The organism is Aquihabitans sp. McL0605 (genome assembly GCF_049993875.1).
Lineage (GTDB): Bacteria > Actinomycetota > Acidimicrobiia > Acidimicrobiales > Iamiaceae > Aquihabitans.
Genome location: NZ_CP188252.1, coordinates 3496847 through 3522616, shown reverse-complemented (window position 1 = coordinate 3522616; position 25770 = coordinate 3496847). Strand labels below are relative to the sequence as shown.

At 72.9% G+C, this 25770-nt stretch carries 23 protein-coding genes; 12 read left to right on the top strand and 11 right to left on the bottom strand.

Annotated elements, in window-relative coordinates; translation table 11 throughout:
* The first annotated feature begins 26 nt into the window (after positions 1 to 26).
* Positions 27 to 2327 (top strand): glycoside hydrolase family 3 C-terminal domain-containing protein, encoded by a 2301-nt coding sequence (locus tag ACPPVX_RS16215; RefSeq protein ID WP_426571613.1) that lies wholly within the window; start codon positions 27 to 29, stop codon positions 2325 to 2327.
* Positions 2328 to 2341: 14 nt separating this feature from the next.
* On the opposite strand, the gene ACPPVX_RS16210 is transcribed toward ACPPVX_RS16215, so the two are convergent.
* Positions 2342 to 2581, bottom strand: coding sequence for a hypothetical protein (locus tag ACPPVX_RS16210; RefSeq protein WP_426571612.1), 240 nt, complete (start codon positions 2579 to 2581; stop codon positions 2342 to 2344).
* A 2-nt stretch (positions 2582 to 2583) separates the two neighbouring features.
* Positions 2584 to 3477, bottom strand: coding sequence for an LLM class F420-dependent oxidoreductase (locus ACPPVX_RS16205; RefSeq protein ID WP_426571611.1), 894 nt, complete (start codon positions 3475 to 3477; stop codon positions 2584 to 2586).
* Between the two features lie 60 nt (positions 3478 to 3537).
* Here ACPPVX_RS16205 and ACPPVX_RS16200 point away from each other — a divergent pair, with 60 nt between their 5' ends.
* The 8 genes from ACPPVX_RS16200 (at position 3538) to ACPPVX_RS16165 (ending at position 12875) form a co-directional block, all read left to right on the top strand.
* Entirely contained in the window at positions 3538 to 4683 is a 1146-nt protein-coding gene (locus tag ACPPVX_RS16200) for a site-2 protease family protein (protein WP_426571610.1), read from the top strand.
* Between the two features lie 9 nt (positions 4684 to 4692).
* Positions 4693 to 5403, top strand: coding sequence for a crotonase/enoyl-CoA hydratase family protein (locus ACPPVX_RS16195; RefSeq protein WP_426571609.1), 711 nt, complete (start codon positions 4693 to 4695; stop codon positions 5401 to 5403).
* A 132-nt stretch (positions 5404 to 5535) separates the two neighbouring features.
* A complete protein-coding gene (locus tag ACPPVX_RS16190; protein WP_426571608.1) occupies positions 5536 to 6498 on the top strand; it encodes an esterase/lipase family protein in 963 nt (320 codons plus the stop codon).
* 173 nt (positions 6499 to 6671) lie between these two features.
* A complete protein-coding gene (locus ACPPVX_RS16185; protein ID WP_426571607.1) occupies positions 6672 to 7490 on the top strand; it encodes an ABC transporter ATP-binding protein in 819 nt (272 codons plus the stop codon).
* 2 nt (positions 7491 to 7492) lie between these two features.
* On the top strand, positions 7493 to 10030 hold the full coding sequence (locus ACPPVX_RS16180; RefSeq protein WP_426571606.1) for an ABC transporter permease: 2538 nt from the start codon (positions 7493 to 7495) through the stop codon (positions 10028 to 10030).
* 42 nt (positions 10031 to 10072) lie between these two features.
* Positions 10073 to 11371, top strand: coding sequence for a sensor histidine kinase (locus ACPPVX_RS16175; RefSeq protein ID WP_426571605.1), 1299 nt, complete (start codon positions 10073 to 10075; stop codon positions 11369 to 11371).
* Positions 11359 to 12003: a response regulator gene (locus ACPPVX_RS16170; RefSeq protein ID WP_426571604.1), complete on the top strand. Its 645-nt coding sequence runs from the start codon at positions 11359 to 11361 to the stop codon at positions 12001 to 12003. Before ACPPVX_RS16175 ends, ACPPVX_RS16170 begins: the two co-directional genes overlap by 13 nt.
* Positions 12000 to 12875 (top strand): DUF4097 family beta strand repeat-containing protein, encoded by an 876-nt coding sequence (locus ACPPVX_RS16165; protein ID WP_426571603.1) that lies wholly within the window; start codon positions 12000 to 12002, stop codon positions 12873 to 12875. The genes ACPPVX_RS16170 and ACPPVX_RS16165 overlap by 4 nt, the downstream gene beginning before the upstream one ends.
* A gap of 18 nt (positions 12876 to 12893) precedes the next feature.
* On the opposite strand, the gene ACPPVX_RS16160 is transcribed toward ACPPVX_RS16165, so the two are convergent.
* The gene (locus ACPPVX_RS16160; RefSeq protein ID WP_426571602.1) at positions 12894 to 13868 is read right to left on the bottom strand and encodes an isopenicillin N synthase family dioxygenase; all 975 of its coding nucleotides are present in this window, start codon (positions 13866 to 13868) and stop codon (positions 12894 to 12896) included.
* Positions 13869 to 13956: 88 nt separating this feature from the next.
* Between ACPPVX_RS16160 and ACPPVX_RS16155 the strand changes: the two genes are divergently transcribed.
* Positions 13957 to 14847, top strand: a complete 891-nt coding sequence (locus tag ACPPVX_RS16155; RefSeq protein ID WP_426571601.1) for an EamA family transporter — start codon at positions 13957 to 13959, stop codon at positions 14845 to 14847.
* 9 nt (positions 14848 to 14856) lie between these two features.
* On the opposite strand, the gene ACPPVX_RS16150 is transcribed toward ACPPVX_RS16155, so the two are convergent.
* From ACPPVX_RS16150 to ACPPVX_RS16115, 8 genes are all read right to left on the bottom strand, one after another.
* Entirely contained in the window at positions 14857 to 17817 is a 2961-nt protein-coding gene (locus ACPPVX_RS16150; RefSeq protein ID WP_426571600.1) for a vWA domain-containing protein, read from the bottom strand.
* Entirely contained in the window at positions 17814 to 18041 is a 228-nt protein-coding gene (locus tag ACPPVX_RS16145) for a hypothetical protein (RefSeq protein ID WP_426571599.1), read from the bottom strand. Before ACPPVX_RS16145 ends, ACPPVX_RS16150 begins: the two co-directional genes overlap by 4 nt.
* A gap of 195 nt (positions 18042 to 18236) precedes the next feature.
* A complete protein-coding gene (locus ACPPVX_RS16140) occupies positions 18237 to 18443 on the bottom strand; it encodes a hypothetical protein (RefSeq protein WP_426571598.1) in 207 nt (68 codons plus the stop codon).
* Positions 18444 to 18578: 135 nt separating this feature from the next.
* Entirely contained in the window at positions 18579 to 20546 is a 1968-nt protein-coding gene (locus ACPPVX_RS16135) for a DUF1501 domain-containing protein (protein ID WP_426571597.1), read from the bottom strand.
* 10 nt (positions 20547 to 20556) lie between these two features.
* Positions 20557 to 21855, bottom strand: a complete 1299-nt coding sequence (locus ACPPVX_RS16130) for a DUF1800 domain-containing protein (protein WP_426571596.1) — start codon at positions 21853 to 21855, stop codon at positions 20557 to 20559.
* 71 nt (positions 21856 to 21926) lie between these two features.
* Entirely contained in the window at positions 21927 to 23459 is a 1533-nt protein-coding gene (locus tag ACPPVX_RS16125; RefSeq protein WP_426571595.1) for an alkaline phosphatase family protein, read from the bottom strand.
* Positions 23460 to 23499: 40 nt separating this feature from the next.
* Entirely contained in the window at positions 23500 to 23952 is a 453-nt protein-coding gene (locus tag ACPPVX_RS16120; RefSeq protein ID WP_426571594.1) for a hypothetical protein, read from the bottom strand.
* Positions 23949 to 24332 (bottom strand): ATP-binding protein, encoded by a 384-nt coding sequence (locus ACPPVX_RS16115; RefSeq protein ID WP_426571593.1) that lies wholly within the window; start codon positions 24330 to 24332, stop codon positions 23949 to 23951. The genes ACPPVX_RS16120 and ACPPVX_RS16115 overlap by 4 nt, the downstream gene beginning before the upstream one ends.
* Positions 24333 to 24403: 71 nt before the next feature.
* Here ACPPVX_RS16115 and ACPPVX_RS16110 point away from each other — a divergent pair, with 71 nt between their 5' ends.
* Positions 24404 to 25273, top strand: a complete 870-nt coding sequence (locus ACPPVX_RS16110; RefSeq protein WP_426571592.1) for a 50S ribosomal protein L11 methyltransferase — start codon at positions 24404 to 24406, stop codon at positions 25271 to 25273.
* Between the two features lie 10 nt (positions 25274 to 25283).
* Positions 25284 to 25754 (top strand): hypothetical protein, encoded by a 471-nt coding sequence (locus tag ACPPVX_RS16105; protein WP_426571591.1) that lies wholly within the window; start codon positions 25284 to 25286, stop codon positions 25752 to 25754.
* Positions 25755 to 25770 lie beyond the last annotated feature (16 nt).

The window sequence follows — 25770 nt, the reverse complement described above, 5'->3', positions numbered from 1 at the left end:
GGGTGGGGCGTGGTAGTGAGTCGGGGATGACGGCTTCCCGGTTCGATGTGCCTGCCCTGCTCGATCAGCTGACGCTGGAGGAGAAGGCCTCGCTGGTCTCTGGGTCCGGGTTCTGGTGGACGCGGAAGATCGAGCGGCTCGGGATCCCGTCGATCATGGTGAGCGACGGGCCGCACGGGCTCCGCAAGCAGGAGCGCAGCACCGACCACGTCGGCATCGGGGGCAGCGTGCCGGCCACGTGCTTCCCCACGGCGTCGGCCCTGGCGTCGAGCTGGGACCGAGACCTGGTGCGCCGGGTCGGCGTCGCCATCGGCGGGGAGGCCCGCGGCCAGGACCTGGCGGTGGTGCTGGGGCCGGGGATCAACCTGAAGCGGTCGCCGCTGTGCGGCCGCAACTTCGAGTACCTGTCCGAGGACCCGGTGGTGGCTGGCGAGCTGGGCCTGGCGATGGTCGACGGCATCCAGAGCCAGGGCGTGGGCACGTCGCTCAAGCACTACGCGGTGAACAACCAGGAGCACGATCGGCTGCGCGTCAGCGCGGACGTCGACGAGCGGCCGCTGCGCGAGCTGTACCTGGCCGGGTTCGAACGGGTGGTCCGCGACGGCCGGCCGTGGACCGTGATGTGCAGCTACAACCGCATCAACGGCGTCTACGCCTCGCAGGACCCGTGGCTGCTGACCGAGGTGCTGCGCGGCGAGTGGGGCTTCGACGGCGTGGTGGTGTCGGACTGGGGGGCGGTGGACGATCCCACCCGGGCGCTGCCGGCCGGCCTCGACCTCGAGATGCCGTCCACCGGCGGCGCGAGCGCGAGGAGGATCGCCGCCGCCGTGCAGGCCGGCGACCTCGACGAGGCCGCGCTCGACACGGCCATCGAGCGCCTGCTCCGGCTCCTCGATCGCACCCTCCCCGGCGTCGAGTCGGACGACGCCTACGACGCCGACGCCCACCACGCCCTGGCCCGCGAGGCCGCCGCCGACTGCGTGGTGCTGCTCGAGAACGACGGTCTGCTCCCCCTCCTCCTCCACCAGGGCCGCATCGCGGTCATCGGCGAGTTCGCCCGCACGCCCCGGTTCCAGGGCGCGGGCAGCTCGAAGGTCAACCCCACCCGCGTCGACGACGCGCTCACCGCCCTCCGGGCGGGCGTGGCCGACGGCGTGACCGTCGACTTCGCGCCCGGGTTCGGCGTCGACGACCCCTCGGCCGACACGGCGGCGCTGCGGGCCGAGGCGGTCGCCACCGCCACCGGCGCCGACGTGGCCATCGTGTTCCTGGGCCTCCCGCCGAGCTTCGAGTCCGAGGGCTACGACCGAGACCACCTCGACCTGCCACCGGAGCAGGTGGCCGTGCTCGAAGCCGTGGCGGCCGCGACCGAGCGGGTGGTCGTGGTGCTCGCCAACGGCTCGGTGGTGGCGATCGAGGGATGGCGGCACCACGCCGGGGCCCTGGTCGAGGGCTGGCTCGGCGGCCAGGCCGGCGGCAGCGCGATCGCCGACGTGCTCCTGGGTGCGGTGAACCCGTCGGGCCGCCTGGCGGAGACGGTGCCGCTCCGCATCCAGGACACGCCGTCGTACCTCAGCTTCCCTGGCGAGGACCGCCACGTGCGCTACGGCGAGGGCCTGCACATCGGGTACCGCCACTACGACGCCCGCGACCTGCCCGTGAGCTACCCGTTCGGCCACGGCCTGTCGTACACCGAGTTCGACTACGCCGACCTGACCGTCGAGGTCCACGACCACCCGGGTGGGAGCGCCGCCTCCGCCGGGTGGACCGGTGCGCCGCGGCTCGCGGTCCGCGCCACGATCACCAACACCGGGCCCGTGCGCGGCAAGGAGGTGGTGCAGCTCTACGTGGCCGACCACGAGGCCGCGGTCACCCGACCGGTCCGGGAGCTCAAGGGGTTCGCCAAGGTGGCGCTGGAGCCGGGCGAATCGGCCACCGTGTCGTTCACGCTGACCGAGCGCGACCTCTCGTACTGGTCGACGCGCACCGGCGGCTGGGTGCTCGAGCCGGGCATGTTCGAGGTGGCGGTGGGCGCGTCGTCGCGGGACCTGCGGCTGACCGCGGCGGTCGCGATCACCGGCGCGCCGATCGCCTACCCGCTCGACCGCAGCAGCACCCTCGGCGAGTGGCTCGAGCACCCCGTCGGCCACGAGATCCTGCTCGACGCCCTGCGCCGCAGCCCCGGCGGTGACATGACCGGCCTCACCCAGGACCCGGCGCAGGTCCGGATGCTCGGCTCGTTCCCGATGACCCGGCTGGCCACCATGCTCGGCCCGGCCGTCGACGGCGACATCGTCGACGAGCTGCTCGCCCGCCTCGACGGCTGACGCGCGGCTGCGGCTCAGCCGCGGTTGCGGAAGTTGTCGCAGTCGTCGTTGTCGCAGACGAACCCGGCGTCGACCACGTTGGCCGGATCGGCCGGGAGCATCGTCACCCCGCAGAACCCGCAGATGGGCGCCCGCCCGACCGCGGCACCTCCGTCGAGGCCGAGCCGCTCGTCGCCGTCGTCGTCGTCCCCGTCGTCCCACGGGTCGTCGTCGATGGCGTCGATCCCGGTGTCGTCCCACGAGCCGGGCGGCACGGTCAGGCGCTCCGCAGGCCGAACGCGTCGGACAGCCGCTGCCAGGCCGGGGTGGGCACCTCGGTGCCCTCGGTGATGACCTGGATGCAGACGTGGTCGGCACCGGCATCGAGGTGCGCCTGGATGCGGGCGACGATGGCGTCTTCGGTGCCCCAGGCGACGATGGCGTCGACCAGCCGATCGCTGCCGGCATGGGCGAAGTCGTCGTCGGTGAGCGTGGGATCGAGGCGCTTCAGGTTGTTCGCGTAGTTCGGGAGCCCCGTGTAGGTCTTGGTGTGCGAGCGGGCGATCTCGCGGGCCTTGGCCGGATCGGTCTCGAACACGACGGCCTGCTCCACCGCGAGGAGCGGTCCGGTGCCGAGCGCCTCCCGGGCGATGGCCGTGTGCTCCGGCGGCACGAAGTACGGGAACGCGCCGGCCGCGCGGTCGCGGGCCAGCTCGAGCATGCGGGGGCCGAGCGCCGCGAGCACCCGCTGGGGCTCGGTGGTGGGCGGCGCCGCGAAGAACATCGCCTGGTCCATGCCATCGAGGTAGTCGCGCATGGCAGAGAAGGGCTTGGAGTAGTCGTGCTTGCGGATGCCCTCGACCATCACCTGGTGGCTGACGCCCAGGCCGAGGAGGAACCGGTCGGGGTACGCCTCGGTGAGGGTCTTCTGCGCCGCCGCCGCGGCCATCGGGTCCCGGCCGTAGATCCCGGCGATGCCGGTGGCCACCACGATGTCGGTGCCCCCTCGCAGCAGCAGGGCGGCGCTGGTGAAGGCCTCCCGACCCACCGCCTCGGGGACCCACACCGCGCCGAACCCCAGCTCGTCGAGCTGGTCGACGTGCTCGGCGGCCTGCGCCGACGGCACCAGGTCGAGGGTGAAGGTCCAGATCCCGATGCGGCCGATGTCCATGGCCGGAACCTATCGCCATCCCGACAGGGCGTCGCCGGGCATCGCCGGTAGATTCAGCGGATGGGCAAGGACATCCCCCTCGGCCGCATCGCGGGCATCAAGGTCGGCATGGACGTCACCGTGTTCCTCATCGCCGCCTACCTCTCGGTGATGCTCGCCACCACGTGGCTCCCCCACGACCAGCCCGGCCACGGCAGCACCACGTACTGGATCGCCGGCGGGGCCGGGGCCATCTTGTTCTTCGTGACCCTGCTCGTGCACGAGCTCGGCCACGCCCTCGTGGCGCAAGACGAGGGCATCGGGGTCGACAGCATCGGCCTCAACATGCTCGGCGGCGTGACCCGCATGGAGACCTCGCCCACCACGCCCGGCGCCGAGTTCCGCGTGTCGGTCGTCGGTCCGGTGGCCAGCGCCGCCTGCGGCATCGTCCTGCTCGTGGGCTCGTTCATCACGCCCGACCGCGGGGTGAGCGGCGTGATCGGCTCCGTCTTCTTCCTCATCGGGTACTTCAGCCTGCTGCTCGCCGCGTTCAACATGATCCCGGCCACCCCGCTCGACGGCGGCAAGGTGCTCTCCGCGGCCATCTGGCGCACGACCGGCGACCAGTCCAAGGCGTCCACGTGGGCGGGCGCGTCCGGCATCGTCGCCGGCATGGCCATCGCCACCTGGGGGTTCCGGCGCCTGAACGACCCTGCGGTGGGCCAGCGCGGCTGGTTCCTCGTGCTCACCGGCGGGTTCATCGCCTTCGCCGCCTTCCAGCAGATCCGCAACGCCCCGCTCCTCCGTGCGCTCGACGGCGTCACCGTGGCCGACAGCATGGCCGCGCACCCGCCGACGGCCCCCTCCTGGGCCACCGTCGGCGAGTTCCTGCGCACCAGCTCCCCGAGGCCCGAGCACCAGGCCTACCCGGTGGTGGGCCCCGACGGGCAGGTCGCCGGCCTGCTCACCGCCGCGGCCATCCGCGCCGTGCCACCTGAGGCGTGGGACCAGATGGCGGTCATGGCGCTGGCCTACCCGCTCGACCGGCTCACCCTGATCCGCGACGACGAGCTGCTGCTCCCCGCTCTCCAGAAGCTCGAGTCCGCCGACGTGCGCACCGGGCTGGTGGTCACCGCCGACGGGCGCATCACGGGCACGCTCGACCCCACGGCGCTGCACCGGGCCCTGGCGGCGCGGCCGTCGGTCGGCGCCACCGGCCGCGTCTAGGTTTCGGCGATGACCGACGAGACCCTGCCCACGTACCGCCTCGACGACTCGGTGGCGGTCATCACGCTCGACGACGGCAAGGCCAACGTCTTCTCCAGGGCGTCGCTCACGCACCTCGAGGCCCTGGTCGACCAGGCCGAGGCCGACGGGGCGCGGGCGCTGGTCCTGGTGGGTCGTCCCGGCCGCTTCTCGGCCGGGTTCAACCTCGACGAGATGACCGCCACCGTCGAGGGCATGCGCGCCCTCGTCGTCCAGGGCGCCCGCTTCTGGCTCCGGATCTACGGCCTCGGCATGCCCACCGTCGCAGCGTGCACCGGCCACGCGCTGGCCGGCGGCGCCATCACGCTGCTGTCGTGCGACCGGCGCGTCGGCGCCGACGTGCCGGCCAAGATCGGCCTCAACGAGGTGGCGATCGGGCTCACGCTGCCCAAGTTCGCCGTCGAGCTGGCGCGCGACCGGCTCACCAAGGCCTCGTTCACGGCGGCCACCATGGGCGCGCAGATCTTCGATGCGGCCGGGGCCCAGCAGGCCGGCTTCCTCGACGTGGTGGTGCCCGAGGCCGACCTGGTCAGCACCGCGATGGACGAGGCCCGCCGCCTCGGCCAGATCCGCACGGGCGCCTACGCGGCCACCAAGCTCAACGCCCGCGCCGAGCTGATCGAACGGGTGCTGGCCGACGTGGTCGCCGACCTCGACAGCATCGACGCCCCCTCCGTCTGACCGCTCGTCTCCCCGGAACCGCAGGTCAGGACCTCGACACCGATCGGTGTCGAAGAGCCGGGCGCGCCAGGTGACCGCGCGGTAGCTTGACCGCTGCGGGTCAGGGGACCCGGCACCGACCCAGGGGGACACATGGTTCGACTGCGCAAGCCCACCATCGCGCTCGCGGCGCTCGTCGCCCTCGTCACGCTGGCGGCCTGCCAGCCCCCGCCCGCCAACGCCCGGACCATCCCGCCGGCCAAGCTCGGCGCCCCCGGCAACGTGGTCGCCGGCGGCATCGCCTCGGCCCTCAACCCGAGCCGGTCCCCCGCCGGCACCAACGACTACTCGTGCAAGCCCAGCACCGCCCACCCCAACCCGGTGGTGCTGGTCCACGGCACCCTCGGCAACGCCTACGACTCGTTCAGCGGGCTCGCCCCGGTGCTGAAGTCGTACGGCTACTGCGTGTTCGCCGTGAACTACGGCGCCTCGTCGAGCTCGATCTTCAAGGGCACCGGAGACATCCCCACCTCGGCCGCCGAGATCGGCCGGTTCGTCGATGGCGTCCGCGCCGCCACCGGGGGCGCCAAGGTCGACCTGGTGGGCCATTCGCAGGGCGGCTCGGTCGCTCGCTACTACGCCAACCTGATCGGTGGTTCGGCCAAGGTGCGCTCGGTGGTCGGGCTAGCCCCGTCGAACCACGCCACCAACGTCAGCGGCCTGCTCACCCTGGGCCGCTTCGTGGGCGCCGTCGACCCGATCTTCGCCCTGACCAACTGGATCGGGCTCCCCGCCCTCCAGCAGCAGTCCGATGCCGGCTCGACGTTCTTCAAGAACCTCAACGGCAACGGCGAGACCCGCTCGGGCATCAGCTACACGAACATCGCCACCAAGTTCGACGAGGTGGTCACGCCCTACCGCCAGGCGTTCATCACCGCCGGAGCCGGCGCCACGGTGAAGAACATCACCCTGCAAGACGTGTGCGGCCAGGACCTCACCGACCACCTGGGCATCGTCTACGACACCAACGTGTACCAGCTGGTGCTCAACGCGCTGGACCCCAGCGACCAGCGCCCCATCGCCTGCACCGTCTCCCTTCCGCTGTACGGGAGCTGAGGCCGGCTCAGCTCGGCCGGCACACCCTGGCGCACCGCACCGGCGACCCCTAGGGGTAGGGAACACCCCACCGTGGAGACACCGGGCGGCCCCATCGCCCGCCTGACCTGCGATCCGTACCGTCATCAGGGCAGCACGAACGCTGCTCGAACGACGACGAAGGGACGCGGTCGATGCCGCTCGCCACCTCCAGCTCCACCACCGACCCCTCCTCCCGAGCGGACCGATCTGTCGGGACCGTGAACGGCCACGACGCCCGCCCGCCGGCCGCCATCGCGGCCCGCACCGTCGACGCCGTCAAGGTGTACGGCACCGGCGGGACCGAGGTGCGGGCCCTCGACGGCGTCTCGGTCGACGTGCCCACCGCCACGTTCACCGCGGTCATGGGCCCATCGGGCTCGGGCAAGAGCACGCTGATGCACTGCCTCGCCGGCCTCGACACGCTGACCAGCGGCGAGACGTTCATCGGCGACCAGGAGCTGAGCTCGCTCAGCGACCGGGAGCTGACCCGGGTCCGCCGCGAGCGGATCGGGTTCGTGTTCCAGGCCTTCAACCTGCTGCCCACCCTGTCGGCCGCCGAGAACATCACCCTCCCGATGGACCTGGCCCGCCGGAAGCCCGATCGGGCCTGGCTCGACCAGGTGATCCGCACGGTCGGGCTGACCGACCGCCTCCACCACCGGCCCAGCGAGCTCTCGGGCGGCCAGCAGCAGCGCGTCGCCGTGGCCCGCGCCCTGGCCAGCAAGCCCGAGGTGGTGTTCGCCGACGAGCCCACCGGCAACCTCGATCGCCGCAGCGGCACCGAGGTGCTCTCGTTCCTGCGCAGCGCGGTCGACCAGTTCGGCCAGACCGTGGTGATGGTCACCCACGACCCGGTGGCCGCGTCCTACGCCGACAGCGTCCTGTTCCTGGCCGACGGCCGGATCGTCGACCACCTCACCGACCCGACCGCCACCACCGTGCTCGACCGCATGAAGGCCCTGGGAGACTGATCATGATCCGCCGAACCTTCCAAGGCCTCTGGGCCCGCAAGCGGCGCGTGGTCGGCACGACCACCGCCATCGTCTTGGGCGTCGCCTTCCTGGCCGCCACCCTGGTGCTGGGCGACACGCTCGACGCCAGCTTCAGCGGGCTGTTCAAGGAGGCCAACGCCGGCACCGCGGTGGTGGTCCGCAGCGAGAGCTCGGTCAACACCGACCAGGGCCGCCTCCGCCCGACGCTCGACGCCGACCTGGCCTCCAAGGTCGAACAGGTCCCCGGGGTGGCCACCGTGGTCGGCGAGATCGACGGCACCGCCCAGATCGTGGGCGCCGACGGCAACCCGATCGGCGGCCAGGGCCCGCCCACCGACGCGTCGGCCTGGGTCGACGATGCCGACCTGAACCCGTACCACGTGACCGAGGGCCGGACCCCGAAGGTCACGGGCGAGGTGGTCATCGACGCCGACAGCGCCGACAAGGGCGACCTCGCCGTGGGCGACACCGTCACCATCCGCACACCCGACCCCGTCAAGGCCGAGATCGTCGGCCTCGTGGGGTTCGGCACCCGAGGCGGCATGGCCGGCGCCACCTACGCGGGCTTCTCGCACGACCAGGCCGTCTCGCTCTTCGGGACCCCCGGCCAGGTCTCCGAGCTCCGCGTCAGCAGCGACGGGACCCGCACCGACGACCAGGTGCGCGACGGCATCGCCCAGGTGGTCCCCCACCAGGTCGAGGCCGTGACCGGCGCCCAGCTGACCGCCGAGCAGGAGAAGGACATCCAGGGCGACTTCCTGGGCTTCCTCAAGAACTTCCTGCTGGCCTTCGCCGGGGTGGCCCTCGTGGTCGCCACGTTCAGCATCAGCAACACGTTCACGATCCTGGCGGCGCAGCGCAGCCGCGAGTCGGCCCTCATGCGGGCCATCGGTGCCGGGCGCGGCCAGGTGCTGTCGGCCGCGCTGATCGAAGCCGTCGCCATCGGCGCCATCGCCTCGGCCATCGGCCTGGTCGCCGGCCTCGGGCTGGCCGTCGGCCTGAAGGCCCTGCTCGGCTCGTTCGGCCTCGACCTCCCCGGTGACGGCCTGGTGGTGCAGCCGGCGGCCTTGGCCATCAGCTTCAGCGTCGGCCTGCTGGCCACCATGGTGGCGGCGATCGTCCCGGCGATCCGCTCGTCTCGAGTGGCGCCCATCGAGGCGCTCCGCGACTCGGCGGCCGAGTCGGTCCGCGTCTCCAAGGTGCGCGCCGTCCTCGGCGTGGTCCTGGCCGTGGCGGGCAGCGCCGTGCTGATCACCGCCACCCGCAGCACCGGCGGCGCCCTGGCCCGAGCCGGGCTGGGCGCCCTCACGGTGTTCGTCTCGGCCGTGGTCCTGGGCCCGGTCATCGCCCGCCCCGCGGCGTCGGTGGTCGGTGCTCCCGTGGCCGCCGGCCGCGGCCTGGTCGGCCAGCTGGCTCGGCGCAACGCCATGCGCAACCCGCGCCGCACCGCCGGGGCTGCGCTCGCCCTGGTGATCGGGGCGGCCGTCGTCGCCCTGTTCGCCACGTTCGGATCGTCGCTCAGCAACTCGATCGACCAGACCGTGCAGAAGAGCTTCGGCGGCGACCTCGTCGTCACCCAGGACGGCTTCAGCGGCGCCGGCCTCAGCCCGAAGCTGACCCCCGCGATCGCGGCGCTGCCCGAGGTCGACAAGACCGTGGCGCTGACCAACGCGACGGTCACGATCGACGGGTCCACCCAGAACCCGACCGCCGGCGACCCGGCGGCCATGGCCTCCCTGCTCGACCTCGACGTCCAGCAGGGCTCCCTGGCCACCATGCGGCCGGGCCAGGTCGCGGTGACCGACACCTACGCCGAGGACCACCACCTCCAGCTGGGCAGTAAGGTCACCATGGGCTTCACGGGCGGCCAGCACGCCACCTACCGGGTCGGCGCCGTCTACGGCGTGGGCGATCTGCTCGGCGACATCGTCATGACGTCGCAGGACTGGGACCCCCACGCCCTGCGCCCCGGCGCCGTCGCCATCTTGGTGGGCCTCCACGACGGGACCAGCCTCCACCAGGGGCGCACCGCCGTGGAGGCCGTGGCCAAGACCCACGGCTCCCCCACCGTCCAGGACCGCAAGCAGTACATCGACAGCGTGGCCGGGCAGGTCAACCAGCTCCTGACGCTCGTCTACGGCCTGCTCGTCCTGGCCATCCTCATCGCCCTCATCGGCCTGGCCAACACCCTGTCGCTGTCGATCCACGAACGGGGCCGGGAGCTCGGGCTGCTCCGAGCGGTCGGGCTGAGCCGGGGCAAGCTCCGGTCGATGGTCCGCTGGGAGTCGGTGATCACCGCGGTGGTGGGCACGGTCTTCGGGCTGGCCATCGGGACCTTCCTCGGCTGGGGCCTGGTCCGGGCGCTGAGCGCCGAGCAGGGGTTCGTGTCCTTCCAGGCCCCGACCACCACGCTGGTGGCCGTGCTCGCCCTGTCGATCGGCGCCGGGGTGCTGGCCTCGGTCCGGCCCGCCCAGCGCGCCGCCCGCCTCGATGTGCTCGACGCCATCGCCGAGCGCTGAAGCCGGCCTGATCCGATGACCGACCGTAACGTGAGGGGGAAGATGCCCCTGTTCCTCCGCCCCTGGCGCAACCCGGAGCGCCTCTGGCGTTCGCTGGCCTACCTGGCCGTGGGCGTGCCCCTCGGGATCGCGTCGTTCACGGTGCTCGTCACCCTGCTCGCCACCACCGTCGGGCTGCTGGTCACCCTGGTCCTGGCCGTCCCGGCGGCCTGGACGGTGTTCCTCGCCGGGCGGGTCCTGGGCGAGATCGACCGCAGCCGGGCGGTGGCGCTGCTCGGCATCGAGATGGTCGATGCCGTCCCGCCGCTCGAGAGCACCAACTGGTTCAAGCGCCTCTGGGAGCGGGTCCGCACCCGCTCCCGCTGGCGGGAGATCGCCAACGGCCTGCTGCTGTTCCCGGTGGCGCTGGGGTGCTGGATGGTCACGACGGTGCTGTGGGCCGGGTCCCTGGCCCTGGTCGCCCTGCCGCTGTACGCCGGACACCTCCCGGGGGGCACCGCCAAGTTCTGGCTGTTCGAGCTCGGGTCGGGGGCGGGCCCGCTGGGTGGTCCCCCCGGATCTCCGACCAGCCTCTGGACCTGGGTGGCCTCGGCGGTGGGCCTCTTCGGCCTGGCGTCGGTGGCGCCGTGGGCGACGCTCGGTGCCGCCAACCTCCAGTCGGGGATCTCCCGCCGCCTGCTGAGCCGCACGAGCGAGGCGGAGATGGCCGAGCTGCTGCGCCGGGCCGAGGGCCGCCGCAGCGCGGCCGTCGACAGCGCCGAGACCGAGCGCCGCCGCATCGAGCGGGACCTGCACGATGGGGCCCAGCAGCGGCTGGTGGCCCTGGCCGCAGGCCTGGGTGCCGCCCGCGAGAAGCTCGACGAGGATCCCGAGCAGGCGAAGGCCCTGGTGGCCGACGCCCACGAGGAGGCCAAGTCGGCGCTCAAGGAGATCCGCGACCTGGTGCGCGGCATCCATCCGGTGATCCTCGAGGACCGCGGCCTCGACGCCGCCCTGTCGGCGGTGGTGGCCCGGTCCCCGGTGCCCGTGCGCCTGGCGGTCGACGTCGACCCCCGGCCCTCGCCGGCGGTCGAGAGCGCCGCGTACTTCATCGTCAACGAGGCGCTCACCAACGTGGCTCGCCACGCCCAGGCCACCCGCGCCGACGTCGCCATCGCCCGGTCCGGGTCGCGGCTGGTGATCGAGGTGCGCGACGACGGCGTCGGCGGGGCCGATGCGTCGCAGGGCACCGGGCTCCAGGGCCTGCGCGAGCGGGTCGACGGCCTGGGCGGCAACCTCCAGGTGATCAGCCCGGCCGGTGGCCCCACCACGATCTCGGTGGAGCTCCCGTGCGCATCGTGATCGCCGAGGACTCCGTCCTGCTCCGCGCCGGGCTCACCCGCATCCTCATCGATGCCGGCGAGGACATCGTCGCCACCGTCGGCGATGCCGAGGAGCTGATCACGGTGGTGGCGCGCCACCAGCCCGACCTGGCCGTCGTCGACGTGCGCATGCCGCCCACCAACACCGACGACGGGATCCGCGCCGCGCTGCAGATCCGCGAGCGCTGGCCGCAGGTGGCCATCCTCGTGCTGTCCCAGTACGTCGAGGAGCGCTATGCCACCGACCTGCTCGCCCGCGACACGTCGTCGGTGGGCTACCTGCTCAAGGACCGGATCGCCGACGTGAGCGAGTTCCTGGGAGCCGTGCGCCGCGTCGGCGAGGGCGGCACCGCCCTCGACCCCGAGGTCGTCGCCCAGCTGCTCGCCCGCTCGCGCCGCCGCGATCCGCTCGAGCGCCTGTCACCGCGGGAGACGGAGGTCCTGGCCCTCATGGCCGAGGGCCGCACGAACCCCGCCATCGCCCGCCAGCTCGTCGTGAGCGACAAGGCCGTGGAGAAGCACGTGGGGAACATCTTCTTGAAGCTCGACCTGCCACCGGCGACCGACGACCACCGTCGCGTCCTGGCCGTCCTCCGGTGGTTGGAGGGATGATGCCGACCGATCCGAACGACCCGACCCTCGTGGCGGCCCCCACCCTCCCGCCTCCTCCTCCGCCATCGCCGGGTCGCGGCCCCGCCCTCGTGGCGCCGAGTCCCGGCGTGCGCATGGCGTGGCTCCTGGTGGGCAGCATCGCCGCCTTCGTCGGCCTCGCCTTCGGCACGGTCCAAGCCGTGGGCCTGGTCGCCCACGAGGAGCACACCGAGGTGGCCACCATCGCCGATCCCGCGGTCGCGGTGCTCGACGTGGCCAGCGACGGCGGCCGCATCGAGGTGGTCGGCGCCGACGTGAGCAGCGTCCGCATCACCGCCCACATCAGCGACGGGCTCGTCCCCACCAGGTTCGAGCACACCGTCGTGGGCGACCGCCTGGAGGTGCGGGTGCGCTGCCGGGCCGTGATCACGGGACCGTGGTGCCGGGCCGGGCTGCGCATCGTGGTCCCTCGGGACCTCGAGGTGAAGGTGCACTCCGACGACGATCACATCTCGCTCCGAGGCCTCACCGGCCGCGTCGAGGCCCAGGCCAGCAACGGCAGCATCGAAGCCGAAGGCCTGTCGGGCGCGGTGCTGCTGCGCTCGTCCAACGGCGCGGTGCGCGGCACGCGCCTCCGCACCCCCAGCATCCAGGCGTCGTCGGACAACGGATCGGTGCGCCTCGAGTTCGAGTCGCCGCCCCGCTCGACGATCGCCGACTCCGACAACGGCGCCGTCGAGGTGGCCCTGCCCCGCGGCACCCAGGGCTACGACGTCGACATCTCCAGCGACAACGGCGGCACCGACAACCTGGTGCGCACCGACTCCACCAGCGATCACCGGGTGGTGGCCAGCAGCAACAACGGCAGCGTCACCGTCCGCTACGTCGACTAGCGCGACGGGCCTCCGGCGTCAGGAGCCGCGGGCGCCTTCGATCAGGTTGATCTCGTAGAGCACGAGGTCGAGGGCGTCGGCGGCGGCGATGGGCGCGAAGCACTGCGGGTGCTGCGGGCTGACGCAGGTGGCGACCGGGCTGAGGATGGTCCACGGGGTCGGGTGGCAGAACTGCACGACCGAGTAGCGATCACCGGGCTGGTCGGGCGACGCCACGACGCGGTGGATGCCCGGAGCGATCACGCCGTTGGTGATGATCTCGAGCATCAGCCCGGTGTTGATGATGGCGCCGTCGTGCGGAGCGACGGCATCGATCCAGCGGCCCTCGTCCTTGAGCTGCACCTCGAGCCCGCGAGCGGTGGCCCGCGGCAGGGCGGTGATGAGGTTGATGTCGGCGTGGGCGCCGGCCCACACGTGGGGGGCGTCGGGCGCCGACTCCATGGCCGGGTAGTGGATGGCCCGGCTGAGGGTGGACCCGTCGACGAGCATCTTCTCGAAGTACGACTCGTGGCAGCCGATGCCGACGGCGATGATGCGCAGGATCCGGCGCTGCAGGTCGGCGATGGCGTCGTGGAAGGCGTTGAGGACCTCGGTGATGCCCGGCACCGCCGACTCGGGGAGCACCTGATCGTGGTAGCGGTGCGGGAACCGGGCGCGGAGCGGGTGGGCCGCCGGGACGTCTCTCGCCCAGTTGACCATCTCCTTCCAGTCGGCCACATCGGCCGCGGCCGCCGTCTCCACGAGGAGGCCGGTGTAACCGGTCTGGCCGTGGGTGCCGGGCGCGACGAACTGGGCCTTGGTCTCGGCCGGGAGCGAGAAGAACTGCTCCAGGCCGGCGTAGGCCTCGTCGATCAGGTCGCTGCTGACATCGTGCGTGACGTACACGAAGCCGGTCGCGAGCGATCGCATCAGCCCGTCGACCACCGCTCGCTGCGCTTCGGCCGAGCCCTGCTCGAACGCGAGGAGGTCGACCTCGAGGATCTCGTCTGCCATGCCGGTCACGGTAGCGGCGCCACCCGGCCCCGGACCGGGAGAACGCGTTCGCTCCCCGGGCCGGCCCGGCGGGTACCGTCGCCGCCCTATGGCCATCGTGCTCGGATTGCTGGTGGCCCTCTTCTACGGGTCCGGAGACTTCCTCGGCGGGCTCGCCGCCAAGCGCACCGCGGCCATCACCGTGGTGATCGGCTCGTTCGGGCTGAGCACCGTGCTCGTGGCCCTCACCACGCTCGGCTGGTTCGCGGTGGGGACCCCGCCCACGCCGGCCGCCGACGACCTGTGGCTCGGGGTGGCGGTCGGGCTCACCGGCCCGGTGGCCGTGGCTCTGCTGTACCGCGGCCTGGCCATGGGCCGGATGAGCGTGGTGGCCCCGATCACCGCGGTGGTGGCGGCGATCGTGCCGCTGGCGTGGGGCCTGGCCGACGGGGAGCGGCCGTCCACCGTGGCGCTGGTGGGCGTGGCCGTCGCCCTGGTGTCGGTGGTGCTGATCGCCGGGGCGCCCGAGCACGCGGACCACCCCGAGGACGCCGCGCTGGCCCCGATGTCGAAGGTGGTCCCGCCCGCGGTGCTCTCGGGCCTCGGGTTCGGTGCCATCTTCGTCCTGCTCGGATCCACCAGCTCGCACGCCGGCCTCTGGCCGCTGCTCGTGTCGCGGCCGCTGTCGGTCGCGGCCACGGCATCGGTGGCGTTCCTCCTGGCCCGCCGGTCCGGCACCGACGCGCGCACCGGGATCATCCCCGCCCGGTCGGCCTGGCCCATGGTCGCCGGCGCGGGCATCCTCGACATCTCCGCCAACGCCCTCTACCTGGCCGCCACCAACGCCGGGCTGCTGTCGATCGTGGCGGTCATCTCCTCGCTCTACCCCGCGGCCACCGTGGTGCTCGCCCGCGTGGTGCTGGGCGAGCGGCTGCACCGCGTGCAGGTGCTCGGCCTCGCGCTGGCGGCCGCCGGCATCGCGGCGATCGCCGCCGGCTGACCGGGGAGCTCAGGACTCGGCCGAGGGCGGCGGGAGGGCGATGGGTGCGGCGTGGTCGTCCGACGCGGGCGCGGGCAGCGCGATCGGGGCGGGAGGCGCTGTCGGCTCTTCCGGGTCGTCCGCGGGGGCCTCGACGGGCTCGGCCGCGGGCGGCGCCGTGAGGCCGACCTCGATCACGCCGGTGGCCGTGGCCAGGGACGGGGACGCCGTGGGCGGGGCTGCCGGCGTCTCGGGCTCGGGAGCCGCCGCCGGCTCGTCGACCGGCTCCTGCTCCTGCTCCGGGGAGGAGGCGGCCTTCTCGGCCTTCGAGGCCTTGGCGGGCTTGGGCGCCTTGGCCGGGGTCTCGCGGACCAGCCGCTCGAGGCGCTCGGCCGTGGCGGGGAGGCGATCGTTGATGTCGGGCAGCAGGCGGGCGATCTGGGCGTCGACGTCGCCCTCGGCCACGAAGGCGATGAGCAGGCCGTGGGCCTCCCCCTTCTGCGTCTCGCGGCTGGCGTCGGGATCGAGCAGGAAGACCCAGGAGCCGGACAGGCCCGGATCGAGCTCGACCCGGCTGCCGGCCTTGCCCTTGAGCTTCTCGGCCCCGCCTTCGGGTGCGGCCATCGCGACGGTGGCACCGAAGGGGTTGCGGGAGGCCCGGGCTCGGAACTCGACGCCGCCGAACGCGAACCGCCGGTCGCTGCCCGTGCCCGCGAGGCTGCCGAAGTCGCTGTCGCGCAGCGTGAGGGCCCGGCGGTAGGTGCCGCCCGCCCGCGACACGAGCTTGCCGCTGACCACCACGGGCACGGCGGCGCCGCGCACCACGTCGAGGGTCTGGAACCGGGCGGAGATGGCGTTGATCAGCAGCAGCGCGAGCAGCGGCAGGGCGAGCCCGATGATCAGCAGGATGACGCTGAGCAGCAACCGCTGCGCCTGGTCGACGCCCCGGGCGAGGTCGAACCGGAACGGGATCGCGGTGGTGCTGGCGGCCTTGGCCCCCTGCGTCTTCTCGAAGACCTGGAGGTTGCCGCGGACCGTGCCCGCGCCTCGCCCATCGGGCTGGGCGGCGATCGTGAGGTTCAGCTGGGCCTTGGCGCCCACCTTGATGCAGTCGGCCTCACCGGGCAGCGCCTTCCCCTCCTGCGTGAACGCCGTGGCGCCCGCGCCCTCGACGGGCTCGGGGATGTCGGCCGTGCCGAACCACACGCAGCCCGGCTTGTCCCCGCCGAGGACGATGAGCTCGGTCTCGGTGGTGCCGGCACCGGTGATCGAGGGCATCTGGAGGCTGGGCGGGGCGAACTGGATAGCGCCGCCAGGGCGGCGGACCAGCATCGAGGTGGGCGGCGACTGCGACACGAGGGCGGCGTTGCTGGCGGTGGCGATCCGCACCTCGACCGTGACCTCGAGCTCGTTCGAGGTGGTGTTCGCCGGCGTGGTGTACGTGCCGGTGTAGGGCCCCTGGGGCGGCCCGGTCAGGGCGACGGTCGTGGTGGTGCGAGCGACCGTGTCGAAGACGCGAGCTTGGGCCTTGGCCGTCGCGACCACATCTTCGGCCTTGGTGCCCTTCGGGAGCTTCAGCACCGCCTCGATCTTCGTGGGCGCGCCTCGCTCGAACCGCTCGGCCTGGCCCAGCGCGACGCCGATGTCGCTGAAGACGTAGATCTGGAGCGTGGCGGCGTCGCCCTCCTGGGCCTTCGAGGGATCGAGGACGGTGGCCTTCCACGCACCCGACCAGTCCTTGGCGCCGGCGGGCCGGTCGAGGTCGATGGTCAGGCCCCGTCCCGCCACCTGACGGGCGACCGCCGTGACCCCGCCCACCTGGGAGGTGCCCACGTCGGAGATCGTGGCCGTCGCGCCGCTGGGCGCGGTCAGCTTCACCGCCGTCCCGGGCTTGGGGGCGAGCGAGAGGATCTGCGCCCGGCGCAGCGAGGAGTCGAGCTTGAAGGTGCGGGTGCCCTCGTCGCACGCGTCCTTGCCGCAGATCTTCACCTGGTCGGAGCCCTCGACCGGGTTGCCGCCGGCCAGCCGGATGCCCACGCCGTAGAACTGGGTGACGAGCAGGCCGATGTCGTCGGCCGGGAGGTAGGCGCCCTGGGGACGGGCGGTCTGGCCCTTGGCCGGCTGGGTGCCGCACGGGACGCCGTCGGCGGCCCCCACGGTGGCAGCCGCGAGCGGGATCTGCGCCCGCCGCGACACCTTGCCCGCGAGGGCGACGGTCAGCAGCGTGATGTCGTCGGCGCGGAGCTTGTCGGCCAGGCCTCCGGGCTCGCACAGCGCGGCGCGGCCGGCGCGCTCGGCGGCGATCACGTTGTCGGGCGTGGTCAGCTCGATGCCCGGGGCGTAGGGCTTGGTGGTGCCGAGACGCTTCTGGTCCTTCTCGGTGGTCCGGACCGCGATGTCGAAGCCGCCATCGGTGAAGAGCATGACGGCCCGGCACGGGGGCTCGCCGCCGGTCTCGGTGATGGCGGCGGCCTGCTCGGCCAGGGCCGAGCGCCCCGACGACAGGGCGTTGACGAAGTCGGTGTCGATGCCGTGGTTGAAGCCGGCGAACTCGTCGAGCGCCGCGTTCAGCTCCTTCGAGGTGCCGGCCTTCGCCGGGGTCCAGTCCTGGACCAGGCGGTACTCGTTGGAGAACCCGGCCAGCGCCACCTGGACCTCGGGCGAGTTGGCGCCTTCGCCACCGGCCATGGCGACCAGGCTGTCGAGGGCGCCGCGGGCGGCGTCGACCCGCCGGTTCTCCGGGTCGTTCTGGTGCAGGGAGGCGGACTCGTCGATCAGGAACAGCACCAGCAGGCGGCGCGACCCCTGGACGCACCCGACCAGGTCATCGATGGCGGCGTCGCCCGACGCCGTCTTCGGAGCGCTTCCGGTGGCCGACGACGACGTGGTGGACGGGGTGCCCTGCGCGCCGGCGGGGGCGGTGGCCACCACGCCGAGGGCCAGGGTGGCCACGACGAGCGCCAGGAGGAGGCGGACCGCGGCCGCCCTCACGAGGCCAGCTCCGTGGCGACGGGCCACACGTGGAGGCCGGCGGCGACGACGGCGGCGATGGCCAGCACGACCATGGCCGGCTGCAACCACGAGGCGACCACGTAGTACGGGCTGCGGCGACGGTCGAGATCGATGCGGCGCACGAGCCCGATGATCACGATCGGGATCAGGGCACCGGTGACGTACCCCACCACGTGCCAGGGGATCCCGTCGAACCCGATCATCGGGAGGCTGAGGAGGACCGAGGCGAACCCCAGGATCAGGACCAGGACCGGTGGACCTACGCGCGTCCCGGCCTTGGCCGGTCCGGCCTTGGCCGGTCCACTTTTCTTCGCAGCCCCTCGCGCCATCCGGCCCCCCCGGTCACCGTGAACGGGCGAACCCTAGCGGGTCCCCCGGAGCGGTCGGAGCAGCGTCGGTCAGGTGGCGACGGTCCACCGCCGACCGCACGCCTGGCAGCGGAGGGTGGTGCTGTGGACGACCAGGTCGACGACGACGATCTCGCTCACGCCATCGCAGGTGGGGCACTCCGGGTTGACGACCGCTGCGGCCCGGCTGCCCGCGCTCCTGACCACCTCGCCGGTCAGCAGCCCGGTTCCCGCCGCCAGGCCCTCGGCCTGCGCCATGTCGGCGTCAGGCCGGAGTGCGTCTCTCCATCGCGGCGATCGCCAGAACCTCGTTCGCTCAACCATGTCGATTCGAGGCTACGCGAGGGCCATCTGTTCGTCACCGGGCCATCTGACCCAAATCGACCTCAGCGGTCACCCTGCGAAGCGCCTGCGGTACTCCGCGGAGGCGAAGAACTGGGCGATGAGGCGCTGGATCGAGGTGCCGCCCTGCACCTTCCCCACCCAGTACGTCCAGCCCGACGCGTCGGGCCGGCGGCGCAGCAGCCCGGCATAGGTCATGAGCACCTCGACCCGGGCCTGGTACCGGGTGACCGCCTCGCTCCGGTTGACCAGGTCGGCCACCAGGGCCGGCCGGGTGAGGGTGGCCGCCGTGAGCTTGGCGACCAGGTCGGTCTTCTCCGTGCTGGTCGGGGTCCGGCCCAGGACCGCCGGGAAGATGGCGGCGACGAACGCGGCCGGGGTCGAGGAGCCGTAGACCGACGTGAACTCGGGGCGGGCGCACACGGTGGCGGCCACGGTGGCGAGCGGCGTGCCCGCCTTGACCAGGGCGGCCCAGGCCATCAGGTCGTCGAACGCGGGCGTGGTGCCGAGGCCCGCCAGCGCCAGGCGGGCCACCGGAGCCACGGAGCGGCCGAACTCGGTGCTGTGCAGGAAGGCATCGATGACCCCGGCGATCGTCCTCTTGGCGCCGGTGAGCTGGCCGGTCCAGTAGGTGACGCCGTCGGCATCGCCGACGCGGCCGTAGAAGTCGAGGTACTGCTGCCGGACCAGGTCGCTGGGTGTGGCGAACGGCACCCACGGGCCGGTGGTCACCGGCGGCGTGACCGAGCCGCCCGGCTTGGCCTTGAACAGGCCCAGGTCGGGGTAGCTGGCGCCCAGCAGCGCGGCGGCGTCGCCCCCGAGCCAGCCGGTGAGGACCGAGCCGTAGACGCTGCGGTAGTCGACCGAGACGGTGGGGTCGCCTCGGCTGTCGAGCGCGGTGAGCTTGGGCGGCTCGGCGTAGAAGCCGCCCTTCACGTTGTCGCCGATCACCATCAGCGCGGACGACGTGCCGTGGTCGGTGCCGTTGGAGGCGTTGGCCCCGGGCCGGCGCCCGAACTCGGAGAAGGTCATCATCGACACCCGCTTGTTCCAGGTGGATCCGAGCGCGGCGTAGAAGGCGGTGATGCCGGCGTCGAGGTCGGCCAGGAGCTGCTGCTGCCGGTAGGCCTGGTTGTCGTGGGTGTCGAAGCTGCCGAGCGCCACGTTGAACACCCGGATGCCGAGGTTGGCGTTGATCAGGCGGGCGACGAGGGTGAGCTGCGAGGCGACCGAGTCGTCGGGGAGCTCCGGAGTGAACACGGGGTGGAGGTCGTCGGCCAGGCGGACCGAGCTGGACCCGGCCGACGCCAGCCGGTCGGCCCACGCCCCCTTGCCGGTGGGGCCCGACCCGTAGCCGGTGACCGCGTCGTACACCGAGGTCATCCACGGCTCGCTGCGGTCGGAGCCGAACAGGTCGCCACCCAGGTCGAGCGCGGTGACGAGCGACTTCTGGCCCACCAGGTGCAGCGGGACCGACGACCCGACCGTGACGGCCCGCAGCCCGAGCTCGGACTCCGAGACGCCGTCGAGCCAGCGGCCCAGCCAGCCCGTGGTGCGCGACGGTCCGGCGGTGCCGGCCATCCAGCTGGCCGTGGACGAGAAGTGGCTCAGGTCGGTGACGGTGGACTGGCCGACGCCGTGGACGATCGCCACCTTGCCGGCGGCGAACCGGCTCTTCAGCCCCGCCAGGGCCGGGTGGAAGCCGAACGTGGGGCTCAGCGGCAGCGGGCTGGCGATGGCGAGGCCGCCGCGCAGGGTGCGGTAGGCGGCGTCGCCGATGGGGACCACGGTGTTGAGGCCGTCGTTGCCCCCGCCCAGGTGGATCACGATGAGGATCCCCTCCGTCGCCCCGACCGGCGTGGCCGCAGCCGCCAGGCGGTCGAACCAGACCGGTGAGGCGGCGAGCGTGCCGGCGGCCACCGCGCCCTGGAGGAACCGGCGGCGCGAGACGTGACCGGGTTGGGTGTCGGCCGGCACCGACAGGAGCCGGTGGATCTCGTCGAGCTCGAGGTCTGCCATCAGATCGTCCTCACGCCAGCTGGAAGTCGGGGGTGAGCAGGGCCAGGGTGACGAGGTTCGGCGGGATGGCCCACGAGCGGCCCGCGGCCTTCTCCCGGGCCACGTACGCCTCGACCTGCGAGCGCGTGAGCGGCGACGGATCCTCGATGCCGAACCGCGCGAACGCGGCGTCGGCCGCGGCCGCCGGTGCGAGCGACCCGGCCCCGGCGAAGATGCCGGCGTCGTTGGCCTTCCACCGGGCCCAGCCGGCGAACGAGCCCTTGGCCCACTGGGCCGACGTGGAGATCCACGCCGCGTTCTGCTTCCAGCCCGCCACGTTGGGCGGCTGGTAGAGCGGCTGGCCCATCCGCTCCAGCCACCACTCGGGGTGGAGCGTGGCGGCGGGCATGCCCAGCGCCCGCATCGAAGCGACCATCCACTCGACGGGGCTGCGCACGAGCGCGGTGCGGGTGGTGGCGAGACGGAACTCGGGGCGCAGGAACAGGGCCCGCAGCAGGGCCTTCACGTTCATGCCCGAGGCGATGAACGCCGCGCTCAGCGCGTCGACCAGATCGGCGGCCGGGTTGGGATAGGCGAAGAACGACCAGATCTTGGTGGTCAGGAACCGGGCGCAGGTCTGCTGGCGCGAGCCCCGGACGATCTCGGTGAGCGCCTGCGGCCCGGTCCAGTCCTTGGTGATCCCGAAGATGGTCTTCTGGCCGTTGTCGTGCTTGTTCGCCCGGTAGAGGAACTGCTCGCCGACGCTGTCGTAGTTGTACCCGGTCCACGCCCGGGCCATCCCGACCACATCGGCCTCGGCGAACGCGCCGTTGCCCAGGGTGAACAGCTCCATCAGCTCCCGGGCGAAGTTCTCGTTGGGCTGGGCCGCCACGTTGCTGGCGTTGTCCAGGTAGAGCAGCATCGCCGGGTCGAGGGCCATCGCCTGGAACAGGTCGTGGACGTCACCCAGCCCGAGCGCCCGGTACGTCTTGATCTGCCGGAACACGAGCCGCGGCAGCGCCCCGTCGGTCGACGAGGCCAGGTTGCTGTGCCAGAACAGCGTCATCTTCTCGACGATCGGCGTCGGCGTGGTGGCCATCCGGTCGAGCCAGTACTGCACGGCCGCCACCCACGGCGGGTAGTACTGGTCCTGCAGGTCGTCGACCGCCGCGGGGATCGTGTCCACCGGGTTGGCCGACGTGTCGAGCACCCGGTCCACGACGGCCGCCCACGACGCCGAGGTCATGAGGGAGTCGACCTGGGCCGACGTGGCCCCGAACCCGGCGCGGCGCATCAGGTGCACGACATCGGGACGGGTGAAGTCGGCCATCCTCTGTCATCGACTCGAACCGGCGCGCTCTTGAGGGGCCGATCGGCCCAGTTCGCCCCCGGCCGCTCCGGTCAGCGGCGGGGGTCGCGGCGGACGACCATCCCGTGCTCGGCGGTGAGCTTGGTGCCGGCGAGGGTGCGGTCGTCGTGGCGCATGCGCCACTCGAGCAGGCGGCCCCGGGCCGCGGCGACGGCCCCGAGCGCGCCGGGGTCGTCGGAGCGGTCGGCCACCTGGTCGGGGTCGTCGTCGAGGTCGAAGTAGAAGCACTCGCCGTTGCCGAGGTGCACGTACTTGTGGTCGGCGGCGCGCACCACGTCGAGGCTGCACTGCTCCATCGTCACGCCGTAGATGTCCTCGGCCACGTGGTCGACCGGGTCGCGGAAGTCCCACTGCCAGTGGGCTTCGGTGCGCCAGTCGTCGGGGGTCTCGCCGTCGTGCACGAACGGCTGGAGCTCCCGGCCGTCGACCTGGAGGGGCACCTCGGCGCCGATCCACGAGCACAGGGTGGGCATCACGTCGACCGACTCGGTGAAGGCGTCGACGGCGCGGCCGCGGGTGGCGTCGGCCTCGGGGCGCGGGTCGACCACGATCAGGGGGACGTGGTAGCTCTCGTCCCACCAGCCCAGCTTCTCCACGAGCCAGTGGTCACCCAGCTGGTCACCGTGGTCGGAGGTGAGGACGATGAGCGTGTCGTCGGTCTGGCCGAGCGCATCGAGGTGGGCGAGCAGGCGGCCGAGCTGGTCGTCGACCTCGGTCATGTTGCCCCAGTAGGTGGCGCGCAGCTGGCGCATCTCGTACTCGGTCTTGGGCGCCTTGGTGATGTGGGCCCCTGCCGCGTGGATCGGGTGCGCGGCCAGCTCGGCGTCGCGATCGGGGAGCCAGCGGAAGGCGGGGCCGTCGTCGGGGTCGTACAGGTCGTGGTAGCCCTCGGGCGCGCGGTACGGCGGGTGGGGCCGGATGTAGGACACGTGGGCGAACCACGGTGAGCCGTCGGGACGGCGGTCGAGCCACTCGATGACCCGCTCGGTCATGAACGCGGTCTCCGTGTGCTCGGCGGGGAACCGGCCAGGGGCCCAGGTCTTCCCGTGGTCGGAGGCGCCCGGGTAGCCGGGCTTGGCCTCGAACAGCTCCTCCCAGGTCGCAGGGAGGCGGTGGCCGTGGCCCTCGAGCCACTCCAGCCAGGGGGCCATGTTGTGCCAGGTGAGCACGGTGCCGGGCGTGAACCCCGGGAGGACGCCCTCGTAGTCGAACAGGCGGGGGTCGTCGGGCTCGGTGACGGTGCGCGGGTCGACGGAGGTGTCGGTGTAGCCGAACAGCGTGGGGTCGTACCCGAGGGCTCGGGCCTCGCGGGCGATGTTGGCGAACCGGTCGTCGAGCGGGGTCCCGTTGTTCACCGACCGGTGGTTCATCATGTACAGCCCGGTGTGCAGCGACGCCCGGCTCGGGCCGCACGGCGCGGTGACCGACCAGTGGTTGGCGAACCGCACGCCCCGGGCCGCCAGGGCGTCGAGGTTCGGGGTGCGCACGACGGGGTGGCCGCCGACGCCGAGGCAGTCGCCCCGCCACTGATCGACGGTGATGTACAGCACGTTGGCCGCAGCCACCGGGCCTCCCTGGGTTGGTGTTGAGCTGGCGGGCCCGACGCTAGGTGGCGGGACGGTACGCACGCGGCGGCCGGCCGTGGAGCTGGTCGGCCAGCTCGTCCCAGATCCAGGCCAGCAGCTGCGCGAGGTGCGGGTCGCTCTCGAGGAGCAGGCCGCCGCGGCGCTCGATCAGGCGCAGCTGGACGAGCTGCATCTGCAGGTGGGCCAGGGTGCCGGCCTGGCTGACCTCCAGCGAGCCGACCAGCCGGGTGGTGCCGTCGTCGTTGACGGTCACGTCCGACGCGGTGAGCGCGTCGTCCATCTCCTCGATGTCGGGGATCAGCCCCTCGGCCACGGCGACCAGGTCGGGATCGGACTCGAGGCCCTGCTCGTGCGCGACGAGCACCAGCTGGCACTCGCGCCGGGCATCGTCGAGGTACAGGACCGCGGCACGGAACGGATCGGTGGGCAGCCGGTCGAGGACCACCGTGATCCGAGCGTGCGGGTCGGTCACGCCACCCCCGGCACGAGGAGCTCGAACCAGACCCGCTTGCCGCCGAGCGGCTCGGGCTCGACGCCGTGGGCGGCGCTCAGCCCGTCGACGAGGATCATCCCCCGGCCCGACTGGGCCATCGGATCGGTCTCCTGTTGGATCCCGGGCATCCGGTCGCTGCCGTCCTGCACCTCGACGCGCAGCCGGTCACCGGCCTCGCAGATGCTGAGCGAGCACGGCGTGCGCGCGTGCAGCACGACGTTGGACACGAGCTCGCTCACGAGCAGCGCCATGGTGTCGGCGAGGTCGGCATCGTCGAAGCGCTCGACCACGCCCTGGCTCCACCGCCGGGCCAGCGCCACGCTCGCCGGGGTGGGCGACAGCTCGATCGAGTCCGACATCGGCGGCGACCGTACCCCGCTGGTGCCCTGCTCAACCGACATATCCGGAGGAACCTCGGTAGCGTCTCCCGGTGGCCACCGCTCCCGGAGAAGATCCCGTCGCGTCCGCGTGGGCTCGAGTCGCCATCGTGGCCGAGGTCGAGCTCGCCGAGGTGGTGGCCGACCTCCTCTGGCAGGCCGGTGCCGCAGGGGTCGAGGAGCAAGACGTCGATGGCGGCACGCGGCTCATCGGCGGGTTCGAGCAGCGCACCGATGCCGCCGGCGCCTGCGTTACGGCCGAGCGGATGGGCCTGGTCGCCGAGGTGCTCGAGGTGGACGACGACGGGCTCGACGCCTGGCGGGCCTGGGCCGCACCGGAGCGCGCCGGCCGCTTCTGGGTGACGCCGCCGTGGGTCGATGCCCCCAGCACCGGGCCGGGCGAGGAGGTGCTCTGGATCGACCCCGGCCGCACCTTCGGGTCCGGCTCGCACCCCACCACCCGCCTGGTCCTGGCCCTGCTCGATGAGCTCGTGGCCCCGGGGGCCTCGGTGCTCGATGTGGGGTGCGGCAGCGGGGTGCTGGCCGTCGGTGCCGCCCGGTGCGGTGCAGGCTCGGTGGTGGCCACCGACATCGACCCGGGTGCGCCGGCCGCCACGGTGGCCAACGCCGAGCGCAACGGGGTGGCCGGGAGCATCACCGCCACCGACCGGCCCCTGGCCGACCTGGCTGCCGACGGTCGGACCTACGACGTGGTGCTGGGCAACCTGCTGGCGCCGGTGATCGTCGAGCTGGGCGCGGCCCTGGTGGCCTGCACCGCGCCGGACGGCGTCCTGGTGGTGTCGGGCCTGCTCGAGGACCGGTGGGAGGCCACGATGCCGGCCCTCGCCCCGCTGGTGCCCGTGGCGGTCGTGGCCGACGACGGGTGGGTCGCGGTGCGGCTCACCCGCGGCGGCGGGCGGTAGGTTCGCCGCGATGGCGTACGCCCACAGCCGCGAGCTGCCCTTCGACGAGGACGACCTCACGCCGATCACGGCGGTGATGGATCAGATGGCCGCGGCCGCGTCGGGCTGGATCAACTTCGTGCCGGAGGTGGAGGAGGGCCACGAGCCCGAGCCCCGCAACCCGGTCGTCGCCATCTTCTCCGCCCGCGGCGACGCCGTCCCGATGGCCACCTGGTACGCCCCGGAGAAGCTGGGCGGCCGGGCCACGCTCGGCGTCGAGCACGGCTCGGGCCCCAAGGCGCTGGCCAAGCTGGCCCGGTTCGAGAGCCCGCTCGAGGCCGGCTGGCTCAAGGTGGCCGACCACCCCCGGCGCGGCCTGGTGGTGACCAGCCCGCGCGACGTCGACACCGACCACGCCCTCTGGTGGTTGCTCACCGCCACCCACATCCTCAGCGTGGTGCCGCTCACCGGCACCTGGCTGGCCCGCGTCTACGAGCCCTGAGCCCGGCGGGCGTCGG